This is a genomic window from Gordonia alkanivorans, assembly GCF_004011905.1.
In the GTDB taxonomy this organism is placed as follows: domain Bacteria; phylum Actinomycetota; class Actinomycetes; order Mycobacteriales; family Mycobacteriaceae; genus Gordonia; species Gordonia alkanivorans.
On record NZ_CP027114.1, the window covers coordinates 4,404,399 to 4,422,182 of the forward strand.

The 17,784-nt window shown below is 68.0% G+C and carries 16 protein-coding genes, 1 tRNA gene and 1 pseudogene; 8 read left to right on the forward strand and 10 right to left on the reverse strand.

What is annotated here, in order from left to right; genetic code table 11:
• The first annotated feature begins 6 nt into the window (after positions 1-6).
• Complete coding sequence (locus tag C5O27_RS20005) at positions 7-990, forward strand: ornithine cyclodeaminase family protein (RefSeq protein ID WP_127963485.1); 984 nt, start codon at positions 7-9, stop codon at positions 988-990.
• Complete coding sequence (locus C5O27_RS20010; protein WP_127963486.1) at positions 987-1,463, forward strand: nucleoside deaminase; 477 nt, start codon at positions 987-989, stop codon at positions 1,461-1,463. Before C5O27_RS20005 ends, C5O27_RS20010 begins: the two co-directional genes overlap by 4 nt.
• A gap of 82 nt (positions 1,464-1,545) precedes the next feature.
• Here the strand turns inward: C5O27_RS20010 and C5O27_RS20015 are convergent, their stop codons facing one another.
• The 5 genes from C5O27_RS20015 to C5O27_RS20035 all read right to left on the reverse strand — a co-directional run bounded on the left by C5O27_RS20015 (position 1,546) and on the right by C5O27_RS20035 (position 8,537).
• Entirely contained in the window at positions 1,546-2,451 is a 906-nt protein-coding gene (locus C5O27_RS20015; protein WP_127963487.1) for a nucleoside triphosphate pyrophosphohydrolase, read from the reverse strand.
• A 56-nt stretch (positions 2,452-2,507) separates the two neighbouring features.
• Entirely contained in the window at positions 2,508-6,083 is a 3,576-nt protein-coding gene (gene mfd, locus C5O27_RS20020; RefSeq protein WP_042375942.1) for a transcription-repair coupling factor, read from the reverse strand.
• A 47-nt stretch (positions 6,084-6,130) separates the two neighbouring features.
• Positions 6,131-7,384 (reverse strand): Dyp-type peroxidase, encoded by a 1,254-nt coding sequence (locus C5O27_RS20025; RefSeq protein ID WP_127963488.1) that lies wholly within the window; start codon positions 7,382-7,384, stop codon positions 6,131-6,133.
• A complete protein-coding gene (locus C5O27_RS20030) occupies positions 7,377-7,922 on the reverse strand; it encodes a copper chaperone PCu(A)C (RefSeq protein ID WP_127963489.1) in 546 nt (181 codons plus the stop codon). The genes C5O27_RS20025 and C5O27_RS20030 overlap by 8 nt, the downstream gene beginning before the upstream one ends.
• A gap of 75 nt (positions 7,923-7,997) precedes the next feature.
• Positions 7,998-8,537: a hypothetical protein gene (locus C5O27_RS20035; RefSeq protein WP_127963490.1), complete on the reverse strand. Its 540-nt coding sequence runs from the start codon at positions 8,535-8,537 to the stop codon at positions 7,998-8,000.
• A gap of 74 nt (positions 8,538-8,611) precedes the next feature.
• Here C5O27_RS20035 and C5O27_RS20040 point away from each other — a divergent pair, with 74 nt between their 5' ends.
• Positions 8,612-9,160 (forward strand): GNAT family N-acetyltransferase, encoded by a 549-nt coding sequence (locus C5O27_RS20040; protein ID WP_127963491.1) that lies wholly within the window; start codon positions 8,612-8,614, stop codon positions 9,158-9,160.
• A 7-nt stretch (positions 9,161-9,167) separates the two neighbouring features.
• On the opposite strand, the gene C5O27_RS20045 is transcribed toward C5O27_RS20040, so the two are convergent.
• Complete coding sequence (locus tag C5O27_RS20045; protein WP_127963492.1) at positions 9,168-10,751, reverse strand: cation:proton antiporter family protein; 1,584 nt, start codon at positions 10,749-10,751, stop codon at positions 9,168-9,170.
• Between the two features lie 165 nt (positions 10,752-10,916).
• On the opposite strand from C5O27_RS20045, the pseudogene C5O27_RS20050 reads away from it, so the two are divergent.
• Positions 10,917-11,713: pseudogene (locus tag C5O27_RS20050) on the forward strand (dioxygenase family protein).
• A 33-nt stretch (positions 11,714-11,746) separates the two neighbouring features.
• On the opposite strand, the gene C5O27_RS20055 reads toward C5O27_RS20050, so the two are convergent.
• Both C5O27_RS20055 and C5O27_RS20060 read right to left on the reverse strand, forming a co-directional pair.
• A complete protein-coding gene (locus C5O27_RS20055; protein WP_006359497.1) occupies positions 11,747-12,448 on the reverse strand; it encodes a TetR/AcrR family transcriptional regulator in 702 nt (233 codons plus the stop codon).
• A 104-nt stretch (positions 12,449-12,552) separates the two neighbouring features.
• Positions 12,553-13,215 (reverse strand): vitamin K epoxide reductase family protein, encoded by a 663-nt coding sequence (locus C5O27_RS20060; RefSeq protein ID WP_006361225.1) that lies wholly within the window; start codon positions 13,213-13,215, stop codon positions 12,553-12,555.
• Between the two features lie 197 nt (positions 13,216-13,412).
• Here C5O27_RS20060 and C5O27_RS20065 point away from each other — a divergent pair, with 197 nt between their 5' ends.
• From C5O27_RS20065 to C5O27_RS20080, 4 genes are read left to right on the forward strand one after another with little or no spacing between them, the layout of a single operon-like run.
• Entirely contained in the window at positions 13,413-14,057 is a 645-nt protein-coding gene (locus C5O27_RS20065; RefSeq protein ID WP_035750881.1) for an ABC transporter permease, read from the forward strand.
• Positions 14,054-15,379 (forward strand): ATP-binding cassette domain-containing protein, encoded by a 1,326-nt coding sequence (locus tag C5O27_RS20070; RefSeq protein ID WP_127963493.1) that lies wholly within the window; start codon positions 14,054-14,056, stop codon positions 15,377-15,379. Before C5O27_RS20065 ends, C5O27_RS20070 begins: the two co-directional genes overlap by 4 nt.
• Entirely contained in the window at positions 15,376-16,191 is an 816-nt protein-coding gene (locus C5O27_RS20075; RefSeq protein WP_006361222.1) for an ABC transporter permease, read from the forward strand. Before C5O27_RS20070 ends, C5O27_RS20075 begins: the two co-directional genes overlap by 4 nt.
• Complete coding sequence (locus C5O27_RS20080; RefSeq protein WP_127963494.1) at positions 16,188-17,156, forward strand: glycine betaine ABC transporter substrate-binding protein; 969 nt, start codon at positions 16,188-16,190, stop codon at positions 17,154-17,156. The genes C5O27_RS20075 and C5O27_RS20080 overlap by 4 nt, the downstream gene beginning before the upstream one ends.
• 16 nt (positions 17,157-17,172) lie before the next feature.
• Here C5O27_RS20080 and C5O27_RS20085 read toward each other — a convergent pair whose 3' ends face one another.
• Positions 17,173-17,535 (reverse strand): hypothetical protein, encoded by a 363-nt coding sequence (locus tag C5O27_RS20085; protein WP_005200954.1) that lies wholly within the window; start codon positions 17,533-17,535, stop codon positions 17,173-17,175.
• A 160-nt stretch (positions 17,536-17,695) separates the two neighbouring features.
• Positions 17,696-17,767, reverse strand: a tRNA-Gln gene (locus C5O27_RS20090).
• Positions 17,768-17,784: the final 17 nt, after the last annotated feature.

Consider the following 17,784-nt stretch of genomic DNA (forward strand, 5'->3'; position numbering starts at 1 on the left):
TGTTCCATGACCCTCGTTCTCACCCACTCCGACATCTCGGCGCTGATCGACCGCCACGCGGTCTTCGACGCCGTCGAACGCGCCCACGCGGACCTGTCCACCGGCACCGCTGCCAACCCGGCCCCGGCCGTGATGCCCCTGCCCGACGGCGGGTCGGTGCTGCCCATGGCCGCCACCGCAACCCGCCAGCGCGCCAGCACCGTGAAGCTGCTGTCGGACATGCCGGGCAACCGTGCGGCGGGCCTGCCCACCCAGCGGTCGACCATCCTGCTGGTGTCCGATCGCACCGGTGAATGTGAGGCCGTCCTGGACGGGCGGCTCATCACCGCCATCCGGACCGCCGCGGCGAGTGCTGTGGCCACCGCCCACCTCGCACGCTCGACGAGTTCGACCCTCGGCCTCATCGGGGCGGGCACCCTCGCCGTCGAGCACACCCGCGCGATCGCCCGGGTCCGGCCGATCGACAAGGTCGTCGTGTGGTCGCGCACCGAGGCGACCGTCGACGAATTCCGACGCCGGACAAGCGATCTGGATGTTCAGGTCGTCTACGCCGACACACCCCACGACGTCCTCGCGACCGCCGACATCGTGTGCACGCTGACCCCGTCGAAGGACCCGATCGTCCGTGGTGCCTGGTTCCGCCCCGGGTTGCACCTCAACGCCGTCGGCGCACCGCCGCGCGCCGATCACCGTGAGATCGACGGGCCCGGCATGGGCACGGGCCGACTCGTCGTCGACAGTCGCGCCACCGCGCTGGCCAAGTCGGGAGATGTCCTGCTCGCGGTCGCCGAAGGACACCTGGCCGACGACGCCGTCACCGTCGAGTTGGGGGACGTGATCGTCGATCCCCGACTCGGCCGACGCAGCGACGACGACATCACCCTGTTCAACTCCGTGGGCATCGGCCTGCAGGATCTCGTGACCGCCCGCCTCCTCGTTGACGCCGCCCTCGCGTCCGACATCGGAACCAGAGTAGAGATGAGCGCATGAGCGAGAACGCATCACAGCAAGGGTTCCTGACGCGAGCCATCGACCTCGCCGCCGAGGCCGCTGCCGGAGGGAACCGCCCGTTCGGTGCCGTGCTGGTCGACGCCGGCGGCGCGGTGCTCGCCGAGGGCCGCAACGAGGTGGCTTCCGCCGGGGATGTCACCGCGCACGCGGAACTCGACGCGATTCGCCGGGCCACCGCCGACGGGCACGCCGACCGATTCGCCGGCGCGACGATGTACGCGAGCGGGGAACCGTGCCCGATGTGCGCCACGGCCTGCGTGTGGGCCGGGGTCACGCGCATCGTCTTCGCCGCCTCCACGGCGGGGTTCTCCACGTTCCTCACCGAGGGGCCGCACTTCTCGCTCACGTGCGCCGACGTCATCGCCGCCACCGACGCGGACGTCACGGTCGTCGGAGGCGTCCAGGAGACCGAGGCCCTGCGGGTCATGCGCACCGCGGTGACGCCCCGGTAGCACGCCAAGCGCGTCGCTCACGAAATCCGTTCCCGCTCAACCTATTCGAGTGAGCGGGAACGGATTCGGTGAGCGAAGACCATCAGCCCCCGAACGCACTCTCCCAGGCCTCGCGCGAATTCAGTTCGATGCCGAGCTCGCTCGCGCGCGCCTCGGCGTCGCGGACCGACGCCATGAGCGCCAGGGCCTTGTCCCGGGTCTGCGCCTCGATGCTGTCGTCGTCGGCGGTGACGGTGACGGTCCACGTCTCGGCCGGGATGGTGTCCACCGGATACGACGCCGCGACGAGTCGTTCGAGGATCTTCTGCAGCAGGGCCAGCGACGGCTGGGTCGTCGCGACGCCGTCGAGGGCAGACCCGCGCTTCTTCTCCGCGGCCTTGCGTTCCTCCCACTCGCGGATCTGGGTCTCGAGGTCGGAGTGGGCACCGGACAGCACGCCCGGGGTACGGCCCATCACCTTGGTGGTGAAGCTGCGGGCGACGTCGTCGATGTCGAACGGCGCCTCGGGGTCGTCGGCGGCGATGCGCGCGTGGAAGAGCACCTGCAGCAACAGGTCCCCGAGCTCCTCCTTTAGTTCGACCTGGTTGCCGGCCTCGATGGCGTCGAGCAGCTCGTAGACCTCCTCGAGGAGGTAGCGACGCAGCGAGTGGTGGGTCTGGGCGCTCTCCCACGGACCGTTGCGGCGCAGGGTGTCCATGAGGGCGACGGAGTCGAGCAGGGCCATCCCCGACACCTTCGCCGCAGTGATGATCTGCTCACCGCGGGCGAGACGGGCGCGGACGAGTGGGTGATCGGCGTTGGTGCTCACCAGCACGGAGTCGACGGGCGTCTCACCGAGCACCTCGTCGAAAACCGGTTCGACACGGTCGAACTCCCAGAGCAGGGCAGCGGGCACGTCCTCGGTGACCTTGACCGATCCGGTGAGCCAGGCGCGCGCCCGGATGGGGATCAGGTCGGGCCGTGCCGGGTCCAACAGCACCACCGTCATTCGTTGTACGCCCTCTCTCGACCCCCGTGGATTTTCCTGCCCCGCTGAGTGGTGTTCTAAGCGTTCGGCTCCGGCTTGAGCTGCGTGAGGAACGTCGTGAGGTACTCGATGAGCTCGTCGTCGCGCAGACGTGCCGAACCGACTCCCCCGGTCCGCGGGATCGGGAGCGTGACCACCGACGTCGTCGCGCGGAAGGTCGCCGAGGAGTAGAGCCTGCGGAGACGCACCTGCTCGCTGTCGAGGAGCGGCAGCGGCGAGATCTTGACGCCCTGTCCGGCCAGTCCGATCTCGGTGATGCCGCGCTCGCGGCAGCGCAGACGCAGGCGGGCGATCGACGCCAGACGCGTCGTCTCGACCGGCGGCGGACCGTAGCGGTCGTTGAGTTCGACGAGCACCGCGTCGACCTCGGCGTCGTCGGTGGCCGACGCCAGCTTGCGGTACGCCTCCAGACGGAGACGGTCCGAGTCGACGTATTCGACCGGGATGTGCGCATCCACCGGCAGGTCGATCCGCACCTCCCCGGTCTCCTGGGTCTCGACGGGCTTGCCGTCGGCCGCGGCGCGATACGCCTCGACGGCCTCGCCGACGAGCCGCACGTAGAGGTCGAAACCGACGCCCGCGACGTGGCCGGACTGTTCGGCGCCGAGAACATTTCCGGCGCCACGCAATTCGAGGTCCTTGAGCGCCACCGCCATACCGGCGCCGAGTTCGTTGTTCTGCGCTATCGTCGCGAGCCGGTCGTAGGCGGTCTCGGTCAGCGGCCGGTCCGGGCTGTAGAGCAGGTAGGCGTAACCGCGTTCACGACTACGTCCGACTCGTCCGCGCAGCTGATGGAGCTGCGAGAGACCGAGGTTCTCGGCGCGGTCCACGATGAGCGTGTTGGCGTTGGAGATGTCGAGACCGGTCTCGATGATGGTCGTACAGACCAGCACGTCGTACTCGCGGTTCCAGAACCCCGACACCGTGCGCTCCAGCTGATCCTCACCCATCTGACCATGCGCGACAACGACTCTCGCCTCGGGGATCATTGCGGCGATGTCCTTGGCCGTCTTGTCGATGGTCGAGACGCGGTTGTGCACGTAGAAGACCTGGCCGTCGCGAAGCAACTCACGACGGATCGCCGCGGCCACCTGTTTCGGCGCGTAGGCGCCGACATAGGTCAGCACCGGGTGGCGCTCCTCGGGTGGGGTGAGGATCGTCGACATCTCGCGGATGCCGGCCATCGACATCTCCAGGGTGCGCGGGATCGGCGTCGCCGACATGGTCAGCACGTCGACGTGGGTGCGCAGCGACTTGATGTGTTCCTTGTGTTCGACGCCGAATCGCTGCTCCTCGTCGACGATCACGAGGCCGAGGTCCTTCCACGTGATACCGGTCTGCAGGAGGCGGTGGGTGCCGATGACGATGTCGACCTCGCCCTTGGCCATCGCCTCGGTGATCTCGCGGGATTCCTTGGCGTCGGTGAAGCGCGACAGTCCGCGTACCCGCACCGGGAAACCGCTCATCCGCTCGGTGAACGTCTGCAGATGCTGTTGCGCGAGAATGGTCGTCGGCACGAGGACGGCGACCTGTTTGCCGTCCTGCACCGCCTTGAACGCGGCGCGCACCGCGATCTCGGTCTTGCCGTAACCGACGTCGCCGACGATGACGCGGTCCATCGGGACCGGACGTTCCATGTCGGACTTGACCTCGGCGATGACGGTCAGCTGATCGACCGTCTCGGTGAAGTCGAAGGCATCTTCCATCTCCTGCTGCCACGGGGTGTCGGGCCCGAAGGCGTGGCCCGGGGCGGCATGACGCGCGGCGTAGAGCTGCACCAGCTCGCCGGCGATCTCGCGAACGGCCTTGCGCGCCTTGCGCTTGGTGTTCTGCCAGTCCGACCCGCCGAGCTTGGACAGCGACGGCTGCTCGCCACCGACGTACCGGGACAACTGGTCGAGCGCGTCCATCGGCACGTACAGCCGGTCGGCGGGCTGGCCGCGTTTGCTCGACGCGTACTCGAGGACCAGGTACTCGCGACGCGCACCCGAGACGGTGCGTTCGATCATCTCGACGAACTTGCCGATGCCGTGCTGGTCGTGCACGACGAGGTCACCGGCGGCCAGCGCCAGCGGGTCGACCTGGTTGCGGCGCTTGGCCGGGAGCTTGCGTCCGTCACGGACGTTCGCGACGCGCGTACCGGTGAGATCCGCCTCGGTGACCACGACGAGTCCGGCGTCGGCACAGACGATTCCGGCGCGGAGCGTGGCCCCGAAGACCGTGACCTCGCCCGGTTCGGGACGATGCCCCGGCTCGGCGATCACGTACGGCACCTCGGCCTCGGACAGCCGCTCGCCGACTCGCTGGGCGGTGCCCTTGCCGGTGACGACGATCGCGGCGGTCTTGCCGTCGGACACATGCGCCCGGAGCTGGGCGAACGTGGCCGCGATCTCGCGCTCGTCGCCGCGCGGTGCGGGTCCGGGGGTGAGGTCGAGTTCGAGTTCGTTCCCGCTGCCGGTGGACAGCGGTGACAGCGTCCACCACGGGCGTTTGGCCTGTAGTGTCGCTTCGCGCACGTCGCCGAGCGAACGATAGGCGCTGGCCTGCAGGTCGATGCCGGTTCCTGACCGCGGGTCGATCGGGGCGTTCGCGCCCATCGCCGCGGCCGTCCACGACGCCTCGAGGAACTCCGCACCGGTCTTGGACAGGTCCGCGGCGCGGGTCCGGACCTTCTCGGGGTCGAGGATCAGCACGCGTGTCCCGTCGGGGACGACCTCGGTGAGGAGTTGCATCTCGCCGTCGACGAGCGCCGGGATGAGCGCTTCCATTCCCTCGACGGGGATGCCCTCGGCCAGTTTGCCGAGCATCTCGGTGAGTGCGGTGTCGTCGGGGTTCTTCGCCGCGAGATCGCTTGCGCGTGTGCGCACCTTCTCGGACAGGAGTAGTTCACGACCCGGATGGATGCGTACCTCGGACGCGTCGACCTCGGGCTGGCTGCGCTGATCGGCGACCGAGAACGCCCGGATCTCGGTGATCTCGTCGCCCCAGAACTCGACGCGGACCGGGTGGTCGGCGGTCGTCGGGAAGACGTCGAGGATGCCGCCGCGGACCGCGAACTCGCCGCGGCGTCCGACCATGTCCACCCGTTCGTAGGCCATCTCGACGAGCTGCGCCAGCAGTCCGTCGAAGTCGACCTCGATGCCCTCGCGCAGCGTTACCGTGGCGACCTCGCCGAGGCCCGGCGCCATCGGCTGCACGAGCGAGCGGACCGTGGTGACCACGACCCGCAGCGGGTTGTCGCCGGGATTGGCGAGACGGTGCAGCACCGCCAGTCGCTGGCCGACGGTGTCCGCGCTCGGCGACAGCCGCTCGTGCGGGAGGGTCTCCCACGAGGGGAACTGGGCCACCGAGTCGGCGTCGTCGAGGAGTTCGGCCAACTCGGCCGTCAGGTCATCGGCCTCGCGACCGTTGGCCGAGACGACCAGCAGCGGGGCCTCGGCGCCGGCGGCCAGACAGGAGACGAGGAACGGCCGGGCGGCGTCGGGTGCGGTGATGTCGAGGCGACGTTCGGCACGGCGTTCGTGCACCTCGCGGAAGGATTTGTCCGCACACGCGAGCGCGGCCAGACCGGACAGGGCACGGGGCGTCGACACTCCGCCGATTGTATGTGCCGCGCCTCGTGCCCCCTCAGGCCGGTCGATCAGCCCAGCAGGCCCTGCCCCAGTACCTCTCCTCGACGAGCCCCGGGAAGGACGGCGTAGACCGCCGATCCGATGGGCGTCGTCCATTGATTCAGCGCGTCGTGTTCGGCCAGCCGCGCCTGGACCGGCACGTATTGGGCGTCGACATCGCGCTGGTAGGCGGCGAACAGGAGGCCGCTGTTGGAGATGGGGATGGTCCCGTCGGCATCGGGTTCCGGCGGGTCGTCGTAGTTGTAGCCACGCCGCAGGAATCGCTCCGTCGGTGTCCGGTGACGGGCGCGGGCGATGTGCGAGGACGCCGGGATGGCGGGCAGCCCGTCGACGATCTTGTCGAAGTCCGGGTCGTCGTGTTCGCCTCCCCCGCTCAGCGGCGCACCGTCGGCGAGGGTGCGTCCCACCGACAGTTCCTGGCTGCGCGGGTCGACCTCCTGCCATCGGTCGAGATCCATGGCGATCCGACGCAGCACCATCGACGTCCCGCCGGCGAACCACGGCTGTTCGGCGCCGTCGTCCCAGACCAGGGTGTCCAAGTCGGCGGGCCCGAGGTTCACGGTTCCGTCGACCTGCCCCATCAGGTTGCGCATGGTCACCTTCTCGTCCTGGCTGCCGCGGGAGTTGCGGAAGCCGCGCTGGACCCATCGCAGTCGGACCCGTCCCGCCACGTTCGCCGTCAGGACCCGGGTCGCGTGGGCGACGGTGACCGGGTCGTCGGAGCAGATCTGCAGCAGCAGGTCCGTCTGTCCCCAGCGCCGCTCGTCGAGTCGGTCGATGGGGTATGCCGGAAGCGGATGCAGCCACCGGGGCCGTCGGCCCTCCAGTCCCGTCGCGGTGAAGGCGCCGGGGCCCAGGCCGACCGTGACGGTGAGCCTGGCGGGCAGTCGGGCGAGTTCCGGTTCGCTGTCGGCCAGCGCCGGCGTACCCCTCGTGAGCCGGGCGGCGTCCTCGGTCCAGACCCGGAGAATCCCGGCGAGCGCCTCCCGCGCCTGCGGCCCCCGATCTGCCGAGAGATCGAGTCCGACGTAGTTGACGTGCGCGGTGGGCGGGGTCGTCACCCCGGCCTGGTGCACGCCGTGGAACTCGACGACGTCGCCGCCGTGCGTGGCGTCCCCGGCGGCGTCCGTGGACCGCGCTATCGCCGTGGCTCCGACACCGAGGCCGGCGGCTCCCGCGACGCCTGCGATCAGGCTGCGTCGCGAGAGGGCCGGGCCCCGGCCCCGTCTTCTGCCGTTACCGTGGCTGGTGGCCTCAGCCATCACTGCCGGTGTCCGACGAGCCGTGGCCCGGCGTGTACTCCTCGTTGGCTCCACGGAAATCGCGTGCGTGCGCGACCATCTCGCATGTGGAACCGTCGCCGAAGCGCAAGGTGATGGTGACCGTCTGACCGGCCTCGATCGGCCGCTTCAGGTCCATCAGCATGATGTGGTTCCCGCCGGGTTCGAGCGAGACCGTCTGACCGCCGGCGATCTTCAGGCCGCCGTCGACCTGGCGCATGGTCATGGTGCCGTCGCCGGCCGGGGCCATCTCGTGCACCTCGACGCGTTCGGCGACATCGGTGTCACCACCGGTGAGGGTCACCTCGCGGTCGGAGGTGTTGGCCACGGTGCCGAACGCACCGGTCATCTGCTTGTCGGATGCCTTCACCCACTGGTCGGTGATGGTCACCGAGTCGGCCTGGGTGGCGGGGGTCTCATCGGAGGAGCATGCGGTCGTGACGGCCAGCGGAAGTGTCAGCGCGGCGAGGATCGCCAGCGGGCGACGAGCCCGGCGGGTCGTGGAAGTGCTTGAGAACATGGATTTTTCGCCTTTTCGGGTACGCGAGTCACCACCGGGGCTCCTGGGCGCCGGCGGGAAATGGAGGAATCAGGGTCAGACCGGGAGGACCGGCGGACCCCGAGTCCAGATACCCGTGCGGCCGAACAGCGGTCGCAGCGGATCGACCGCACCCGCGACCACGAGGACATCCCCGACCGCGATCAACGGAGGCGTCGTGGACGCCAGGATGCGTGAGCCGACACGGCGTGCACACTCCTGCGCGCCGACGAGCAGACCTGCGGAGATCAGCAGCGCCGCAACGTGAAAACCGATCATCGTCGGGCCGGGTAGCAGCGGCGTCGACGCGTGGTGGCCGCCGGTGTGCATCGCCAGATGCCCGAGAAGCTGCGCGACGGTGAGTGCCGCACCGACGGAGAGGATCTCGGTCGCGCGTCCCCGCGTCCCGCCCACCGCCCCGCTCACCCAACCGAGTCCGACACTGATGGCGACCAGAAGGACCACGTGCGACGACGTCGGGAGGCCTCCCCCGGCGAGCGCGTGCGCCCCGACGCTCAGCGACCCGGACGTCATGGCGGCGACGACCGACCAGTGCACGCGCACAAGTCGTTCGGCCGGATCGGACGCCACAGGCATACCCCCGAGCGTACGCCCGCTATTACGCGGAGTAGTAGCCAAGTGGTGGCCCACACACCACTAGTCTCGTCAGAATGCAGGGAGCCCGGACCGACGACATGGGGGTGACGGTGCGCGACGCCGTCGAGACCGACCTCGCGGGCGTGGCGGACATCTACCGCCACTACGTGGAGAACACCGTCGCCACCTTCGACTACGTGGTCCCCTCGCACACCGCTTGGCTGGCGAAGTACCGCACGATCCGCGAGGCGAACAGGCCCTTCGTGGTCGCGACACTGTCTGCGGAGTCCGACCAGCACATCGTCGGCTACGCCTACCTGGGCACATTCCGCGCCATGCCGGCCTACGACCGCTCCACCGAGGACTCCATCTACGTCCGCCCCGGCCTGGGGGGCCGCGGCGTCGGATCGGCGCTCATGGCCGGGATGCTCGATCGGGCGGATCCTCAGAACGTGCGACAGATCGTGGCGGTGATCGCGGCGACCGGTGGCGAGGGATCGGTCGCCCTGCACTCGCGGTTCGGGTTCACCGAGGTCGGTCGCCTGCGGTCGATCGGCCACAAGGCCGACCAGTGGATCGACTGCGTCTACATGCAGAAGGACCTCTGGGAGCCGTCCTCGTAGTCAGATCTCAGCGGTCGAGGCCCGCGGCCTCGGCGGCGGCGTCGGCCAGACCGACGCCGGTGCCCTCGTAGATGTGGAAGGCGACGTCGGCACCCCGCCCGAGCAGTTCGTCGCGTTCGTCGTCGTACTGCGCGACGACGGCGATGGTCCCCTCGAATTCACGCTCCTCGACTCGGTCCAGCGCCACCAGATTGGACCCGTGGAACGGCATGGCCATCACGAGGATGTCGAGGTCGGAGACCCCTTCACACCGCTCCCAGAACCCCGTCTCGGTCGCGTCCGCCTCGATCACGCGGAATCCCCGCCCGCGAAGATTCGCCACCTTCACCGGATCGTTCTCGACGCCGACGACATTCAGCCCGTACTCGTCGACGAGACGGTTGTAGACCGAACTGCCCACCCGGCCGAGACCGAAGACGACGGCACGGGCGGGAGCGAGGTCGATCGCCGCGTCGTCGGGATGGGCGCTCGCGGCGGCTGTTCTCGGGACGTAGGCCGAGAGCCGGGCCACCAGCCCGGACCCGCGACGGTTGACGAGGGTCGAGAACACGAAGCTCGCCGCGACCGCGACCGAGGTGACCACCAACCAGTCGTCGTCGAGCAGGTCGTTGCTCACGCCGTTGGAGATGACGATGAGGCCGAACTCGGAGAAGTTCGCCAGCGCCAGACCGGCCAGGATCGAGGTGCGCCGACGTAGGCCGAACATGGCCAGCACGAGGGTGAACAGGGCCGCTTCGAGCGGCAGGAGGACCACGAGGACCAGGCCGAGGAGCACGGTGTCGAGGGTGGGTGTGACGTGGAGTCCGATCGAGACGAAGAATCCCACCAGGAGCAGTTCTCGGAGACCGAACAACGTGCGGGACAGCTCTCCGGCACGCGGATGCGAGGCCAGCAGCACGCCGACGACCATGGCACCGAAGTCGCCTTTGATGCCGACCGATTCGAACAGCCAGTATCCCGGTACGAGCGCCATCGTCACGCCGAAGAGGGTCTGGAGTTCGCCGTGTCCGAGGCGGTTCCACAGTCGCCGGACCACCCAGGCACCCGGGATCAGCAGGACCAGCGCGAACGCCCAGGGACTCGGCGGTTCCCCGCTCATCGACGTGAGGTAGGCGACGGCGACGACGTCCTGGAGGACCAGGATGCCGATCGCGATTCGGCCGTACAGCGAGCGGGACTCCGAGCGTTCGTCGAGCACCTGGACCACGAACACCGTGCTCGAGAAGGACAGCGCGAAACCGAGGAGCGCGAGCGTCTGCCAGCCCTCACCCATGAGCATCCGGACGCCGATGGTCGAGAGCAGTCCGAGGAAGCCGGTGGTGAGACCCATGATCACCGCGAGGTTGATGGCGGTGGTGAGGAAGACCTCGCGCCGGAACAGCATCCGGAGGTCCAGCTTGAGGCCGATGGTGAACAGCAGGATCGTCACGCCCAGATCTGCGAGCGTGTCGATGATCGGCAGGTCGTCGATGCCTGGGGCGTGCAGGATGAATCCGGCCGCCAGGTACCCGACCAACGTCGGCAGACGGACCAGTCGAGCGAGGAATCCGCATCCGAAGATGACGACGAGATAGATGCCGACTGTCTCCACGCGCCGGGAGTCCCTTTCTCTCTGGGCCGCGAGCGGCCGACGGTGATGTCTGGAACGTTATAGCCGCACGCGAGACGACGTGCGGCGGCCACGCCGATTGCCCGACCAGAGCGGGCATCCTGGGCCTCGGGAACAAAACGGACCGCAGTCCGGTTAAGATCGGGTATGTCCAGCTCGAACTCCCCCACCCGGCAGCCGGCCCTGTTCCTGTCCCACGGCGCCCCACCCCTCGTCGACAGTCCCACCTGGGTCCGCCAGCTGAAGAAGCTCGCCGGCGGCCTCGCACGGCCGACAGCGATCCTCATCGTGTCGGCGCACTGGGAGGCGGCGCCCCTCACCATCGGCTCCACCGACTCCCGGACGCCGCGCTGACCTACGACTTCGGCGGCTTCCCGGAGAAGTACTACCGCGTCCAGTACCGGTCGCCGGGCGCCCCGGACCTGGCCCGACGCGTCGCCGCGATGATGCCCGACGGCGAGACGATCGCCCACGACCCCAACCGTCGCCTCGACCACGGCGCGTACGTGCCGATGACCGTCATGTACCCCGAGGCGGACATCCCGGTACTGCAGATCTCCCTACCGACCCTCGACCCGGAGCGGCTGCTCGACCTCGGCCGACGCCTCAAGCCGCTGCGCGACGAGGGCGTGCTGATCATCGGGTCCGGTTTCACCACCCACGGCCTGCCGTTCCTGCGCGACTGGCGACCCGAGGCGACTCCCCCGAGCTGGTCGGCCGAGTTCAACTCGTGGGCCGCCGAACGATTTGCCGCGGGAGATGTGGAGTCGCTCATCAGGTTTCGCCAGACCGCGCCGGGGATGCCGTATGCGCATCCGACGATCGAACACTTCGCGCCGCTGTTCGTCGCGCTCGGTGCCGGCGACGACGTCGAACAGCGTCCGGATCAGGTCATCGACGGGTTCTGGATGGGACTCTCGAAGCGGAGCCTGGTTCTGGCTTGACTGCTGCCTCAGGTGCGAGGAAGCCTCGAAGCGTCAGGAGTCCTCGGCGGTGGTCCGTTCGCGGGGCTCGACGTAGTCGGGGCCGACGAGATCGGGCGACGGGTCGAGGCGGGTGAGCCCGTTCCAGCAGAGGTTCACGAGGTGGGCGGCCACGACCTCCTTCGACGGCTCGCGGACGTCGAGCCACCACTGCGCGGTCGACGACACCATGCCCACCAGGGCCTGGGCATACAGCGGGGCGAGGGCGGGGTCGAAGCCGCGGCGCTCGAAGTCGCCGGCCAGGATGTGCTCGACCTGGCTGACGGCATCGTTGAGAAGGCTTGAGTAGGTGGCCGTCTCGCCGGTCGCCGCGGTGCTGTCGCCGCGGACGAGGATGCGAAACCCGTCCGTGCGCTCCTCCATGTAGGTGAGCAACGCGAGCGCGACCTGCTGGATGCGGTACAGCGACCGGTTCTTCGACAGCGAGGCGGTCACCATCTCGAGCAGCGTCTCCATCTCGCGGTCGACGACGACCGCGTAGAGACCCTCCTTGCCGCCGAAGTGCTCGTACACGATCGGCTTGGAAACGCCTGCGCGCTGCGCGATCTCCTCGATGGAGGTGCCCTCGAAACCGCGTTCGGCGAACAGCCCGCGCGCCACCTCGATCAGCTGTAATCGCCGCTGCGCACCGGTCATCCGCGCCCGGGGCGCGCGCTGCACCTCGGTCGCACCCTCCGCCGGACGTCCGATCGCCATGGGCCCAGCCTAGGACGAGTCGTCGCGGAATCAAGAATGTTGCGCCAATTGTCGCTCCCTGAGGTGCGAGGAGCGTAGCGACGAGCCACGAAGGGTCCCCGCCCTCAGTACAAGCTCGACCAGTACGACCAGAACCGGATGGCGATGAGCACGATCACGAGCCCCACGGCGAGGACCAGGATCAGGGCGTGGCTACGGGCGACCGCGAGCGCCGCCCCGGATCGCGAGGTCAGTCCGCTCGCATGGAGGTTGCGCACGCTGACGAAGACGAAGATCGGCAGGGTCGCCGCCCACACGACCATGCAGTACGGGCACAGTGCGCCGATCGAGTAGAGGCTCGAGTAGATCAGCCAGCAGATGAAGGCCATCGCCAAGGTCACACCGACCTGCAGACCCGCCCAGTACCAGCCCGCGAGACGTGCACCCGCGAGGATCGCCACGCCGGTGGTGATCACCACCGCGAATCCCGCGATGCCGAGCAGCGGGTTCGGGAACCCGAACAGGGCAGCCTGCGGCTTGGCCATCACCGAACCGCAGCTCAGGACCGGATTGAAGTTGCACGACGGCACGTAGTCGGGGTTCTTGAAGAGTTCGATCCGTTCGACCGTCAGCACGAACGACGCCACGAACCCGATCGCGCCGCCGACGCTCAGGACCCAGGCGACGATCCGCGTCCAGGAACGGACGGCTTCGGCCAGAAGGGCCCGGTCGTCCGGATCGAGCTCTGCTGTGGTCGGTGTTGCATCGGCGGGGGCGCTCTCACTCACCCATCCAGGATGACACTGCCCGACGTGGTCACCGACGGTCGGCGTGCACCGAATCGTGCCGACTCTGCACCGGCCGCAACCGGTGGAGGGTTATCCGCCCACGGTGAGGGTAAAGGCACGCGTGATCGGACAAACGTCGGCACCGGCCCACGCCGATGCGTAATGTCGGATTCACCAACGGGGATGGGAACACAACCGTGCAATTGTGGGATTACATCGGCGACAACGCTCGCTCTCTCACGTTCTTGACATATCAACACGCGTCGCTGTCATTCCAGACCGTGCTCGTCGGCACCCTCGTCGCCATCGCGGTCGCCGCGCTCGTCTACCGGCTTCCGCTGGCCGCCGCGCTCACGCTGACGTCTAGTCGTGTGGCACTGACGATTCCGTCGCTCGCCCTGCTCGCGCTGCTGATCGTCCCGTTCGGGCTCGGCGTGACACCATCGTTCCTGATGCTGGCGTTCTTCGCGATGCTGCCGGTGATCGGCAACGCGGTGGTCGGCTTGCGATCGGTGCCGCCCGCGGTCGTCGAATCGGCCCGCGGCATCGGGCTTTCGCGGTGGCGCATCCTGCTGACGGTCGAACTACCGATCGCCTGGCCGGTGATCCTGACCGGAATCCGGGTGTCCACACAGATGATCGTGGGCGTCGCGGCGATCGTCGCCTACGTCCTCGGCCCCGGCCTCGGATCACTGATCTTCAACGGGCTCGCACGGCTCGGCGGCGCAAACGCCCTCGAATCAGCGCTGGCCGGAACGCTTCTCATCGTCGTCATCGCGCTCGTCTTCGACGCTCTCCTGGTTCTGCTCGGCCGACTCACCATCTCCAAGGGACTCTCATGACCGACTCCACCACCGCCCCGCCGTCGAAATCCTCGGCAGGCCAACCGTCGTCCGGCGCGAACGGTCGCGTCGTCACCGGCGAATCGATACGTCTCGAAGGCGTCGTCAAGCGCTACCGGGGCCAGACCAAGCCTGCGGTCGCGCAACTCGACCTCGAGATCGACGCCGGTGACATCGTCGCCTTCGTCGGCCCGTCGGGCTGCGGCAAGACGACGACCCTGAAGATGATCAACCGGCTCATCGAGCCCACCGAGGGTCGTATCTACATCGGCGGGCGTGACGTGACCGCGGAGAACCCGGACAAGCTGCGCCAGTCCATCGGTTACGTCATCCAGTCCGGCGGGCTCTTCCCCCACTGGTCGGTCAGCAAGAACATCGGCACCATCCCGCGAATCCTCAAGTGGGACAAGAAACGCATCGCCGAGCGCACCGAATACCTCATGGACCTGGTCGGACTCGACGCCGCGACCTTCGCCGAACGTCTGCCCAAGGACATGTCGGGCGGTCAGCAGCAGCGCGTCGGTGTGGCCCGTGCTCTGGCGGCCGACCCGCCCGTCCTGCTGATGGACGAGCCGTTCGGTGCCGTCGACCCGATCACGCGAGCCCGCCTGCAGGACAAGCTCATCGCCATCCAGCACGAACTGGGCAAGACGATCGTCATCGTCACCCACGATTTCGAAGAGGCAACCAAACTCGGCGACAAGGTCCTGATCCTCTCCGAGGGCGGGCACATCGAACAGTTCGCCCCGCCAGAAGAGATCCTCGCCAACCCGGCCAGCCCGTTCGTCGAGGAGTTCGTCGGTTCCGGTGCGACACTGGCTCACCTGACCCTCACCCGCGTACGCGATGTCGAGATCCGCCAGGTGGTCACCGCCCGCGTCGGCGAAGGGTCCGGCACCGTGGTGAACCGCGCCCGAGCCGCCGGCGAGGACTGGCTGGTCGTCGTCGACGAACACGGCCGGCCGCGAGCCTGGCCCAGCATCGCGGAGGTCTCCGCCAAACCCGAGGTGTCGGATTACCTCGACCCGCGCCTACCGGTCGTCGCACAGTCGTCGACGCTCAACGACGCGCTCGACTCGATGCTCGCGACCAGCCAGGGCGGCGTCCTCGTCACCGACGGACGCGGCGCGGTCATCGGCGCGCTGAACATCGCGTCCGTGATGGAGGCCATCCGCGGACAGCTCGCGGATGTCCGCGACGACGACCACGTCGGCTATCTCGACCACACCGAGGGGTCCGCACCTGTCGACACACCGGTCATCGCAGCCGAGGACGAGTCGTCCGCCGCCGACACGGCCGACGAACCGAGCGCCGAACGATGACCTCCGTCGCCGACGAGTCCGCGCGGGTCACCGCGGCAGCAGAGGCACCGGTCCAACCACCTCGGAGCGGTTTCCGACGCCGGTTCGCGAAGCTGCCCATCGACGTCTGGTTCGAACCGCTGGTCATCATCGTCATCGGCGTCGGGTTCCTGATCTGGTATCAGCGCACGACGTTCACCTCCACCGAGAGCGCCTCGATGGCATGGCCGGCGCTGCGAGCGACCATCCTCGACCACATCGAGCTCACGCTCGTCGCCACCGTGATCGTCGTGTGTATCGCCATCCCGCTCGGCATCGCACTGACCCGACCATCCCTCAAGTGGCTCAACCCGATTGCGGTCAACATCGCCAACATCGGGCAGGCCGCTCCCGCCATCGGCCTGCTGGTGCTGTTCACGTTCTGGCTCGGCACCGGTTTCAACACGGCGGTCATCGGTCTCGTCGTCTACGCGGTGCTCCCGATCCTGCAGAACACGATCGTCGGCCTCCGGCAGGTCGACCAGCGCACGGTCGAGGCCTCCCGCGGCATCGGATTGTCCGCGGTGCGAACGCTTTTCCAGGTCGAGTTGCCGCTCGCGGTGCCGGTCATCCTGAACGGTGTGCGCACGGCGCTGGTGATCCTGGTCGGCACCGCGACCCTGAGTACGTTCATCGGCGCGACGAGCCTCGGCACGCTCATCACCACCGGTATCACCCTGTTCCTGCCGAAACTGCTGGTCGCCGGCGCGGTGCTCGTCGCACTGCTGGCGATGACGATCGACTGGCTCGGACGGCTCGTCGAGTTGGCCGCGACACCGCGGGGGATCTCATGAGAAAGACCGTCCTGGCCGTCTTCACGGCGATACTCATTGTCGTGGTCGCAGGCTGCGGGCTGGTCAGCTCGTCTGGCACCTTCCGCGAGGCATTCCTCGCCGACGGCTCGACGCCCTTGGAGGGCACCGAGATCCGGGTGACGTCGAAGAATTTCAGTGAATCGGTGCTGCTGGGCAAGATCACCGCGACCTACCTCGGCGCGGCGGGGGCGGCGGTCAAGGATCTGACGAACGCACCGGGTTCGATGTCGTCGCGCCAGGCACTCCTCAACGGCGACGCCGACATCCTCTGGGAGTACACCGGAACCGCCTGGCAGACCTACCTCGGCGAGACCGAGACGATCTCCGACCCGAACGAGCTGTGGAAACGGGTCCGCGACGCCGATCGCGCCAACGGCGCCGAGTGGTTGCCGCCCGCGGCTTTCAACAACACCTACGCGTTCGCGGCGTCGGCACCAACGGCCAAACGTCTCAACGTGAAGACGATGTCGGACATCGCGAAGCTGCCGGTGTCGGAGCGGACGTTCTGCATCAACGACGAGTTCCTGAGCCGCGCCGACGGAATGATTCCGATGCTGGAGGCCTACGGAATCCCGCTGGGCACGCCCGATGGCGTACCGAAGGACAACGTGACAGTCATGGACTCCGGGGTCGTCTACACCTCGACGGCGCGCAGCGAACCGTGCAACTTCGGCATGGTGTATTCCACCGACGGCCGGATCAAGAACCTCGATCTCGCGGTACTCACCGACGACCGGAAGTTCTTCCTGCCGTACAGCGGTTGCGTGGTCTTGAGCACGCGCCTCAACAAGGAGGCTCCCCAGATCGCCGAACTCATGGCACCGGTGTCTGCGAAGCTCACCGACTCGGTGATGCAGGAACTCAACGGCCGCATCGACATCGACGGTGAGGACCCCGCCGACGTCGCCTACGACTGGTTGCAGGCCGAAGGCTTCATCGCCTAGGACTGCTAGCCGTACCTCAGAAGTAGTAGCTCTTCCACGCTTGCGCATTCGTGACACTGTCCTGCACCGTCACCCACTGGACCGCTTGCTTCAGCCGTACGTTCTGGCACTGAAGCTGTGCGGTGAGCGTGACTCTTCCACGGCTGGGTACGGCAATGCGCGCCCAGCGCTGGCCGTTCGCATTGACCCGGGTACCACCTGGCGTGGCCGCGACCTTGACGTGCTGGATCGCAAAGCCCTTCATCCCACAGTTGCGGTCCGCGTAGTTCGGGAAAATCGTCACCTTCCCGGCCGCGTTCGCGTCGGGCACCGGACCGATCACCGCCGCTGACAACAGGATCGAGACAGCGGCGAAGCCTGCGGAGAGTGCTTTCTTCACGGTGAAGCCCTTCGGTGGATCGGACGGTAGCCCGATCCTGCCGGAAGCAGTACCTCGAGCGGTGTCCCCCGATAGAGCGAATCCGTCATCCGTACTCAGCGCGTACGTGTCTCCTCGAGCTGCATCGGGGTCTGCGGAGCTTCCACACCGTCGAACTGAGCTCCCCCACCAGGACTCGAACCTGGAATGCCTGAACCAAAATCAGAAGTGTTGCCGATTACACCATGGGGGAATACTGCGCTGACGATT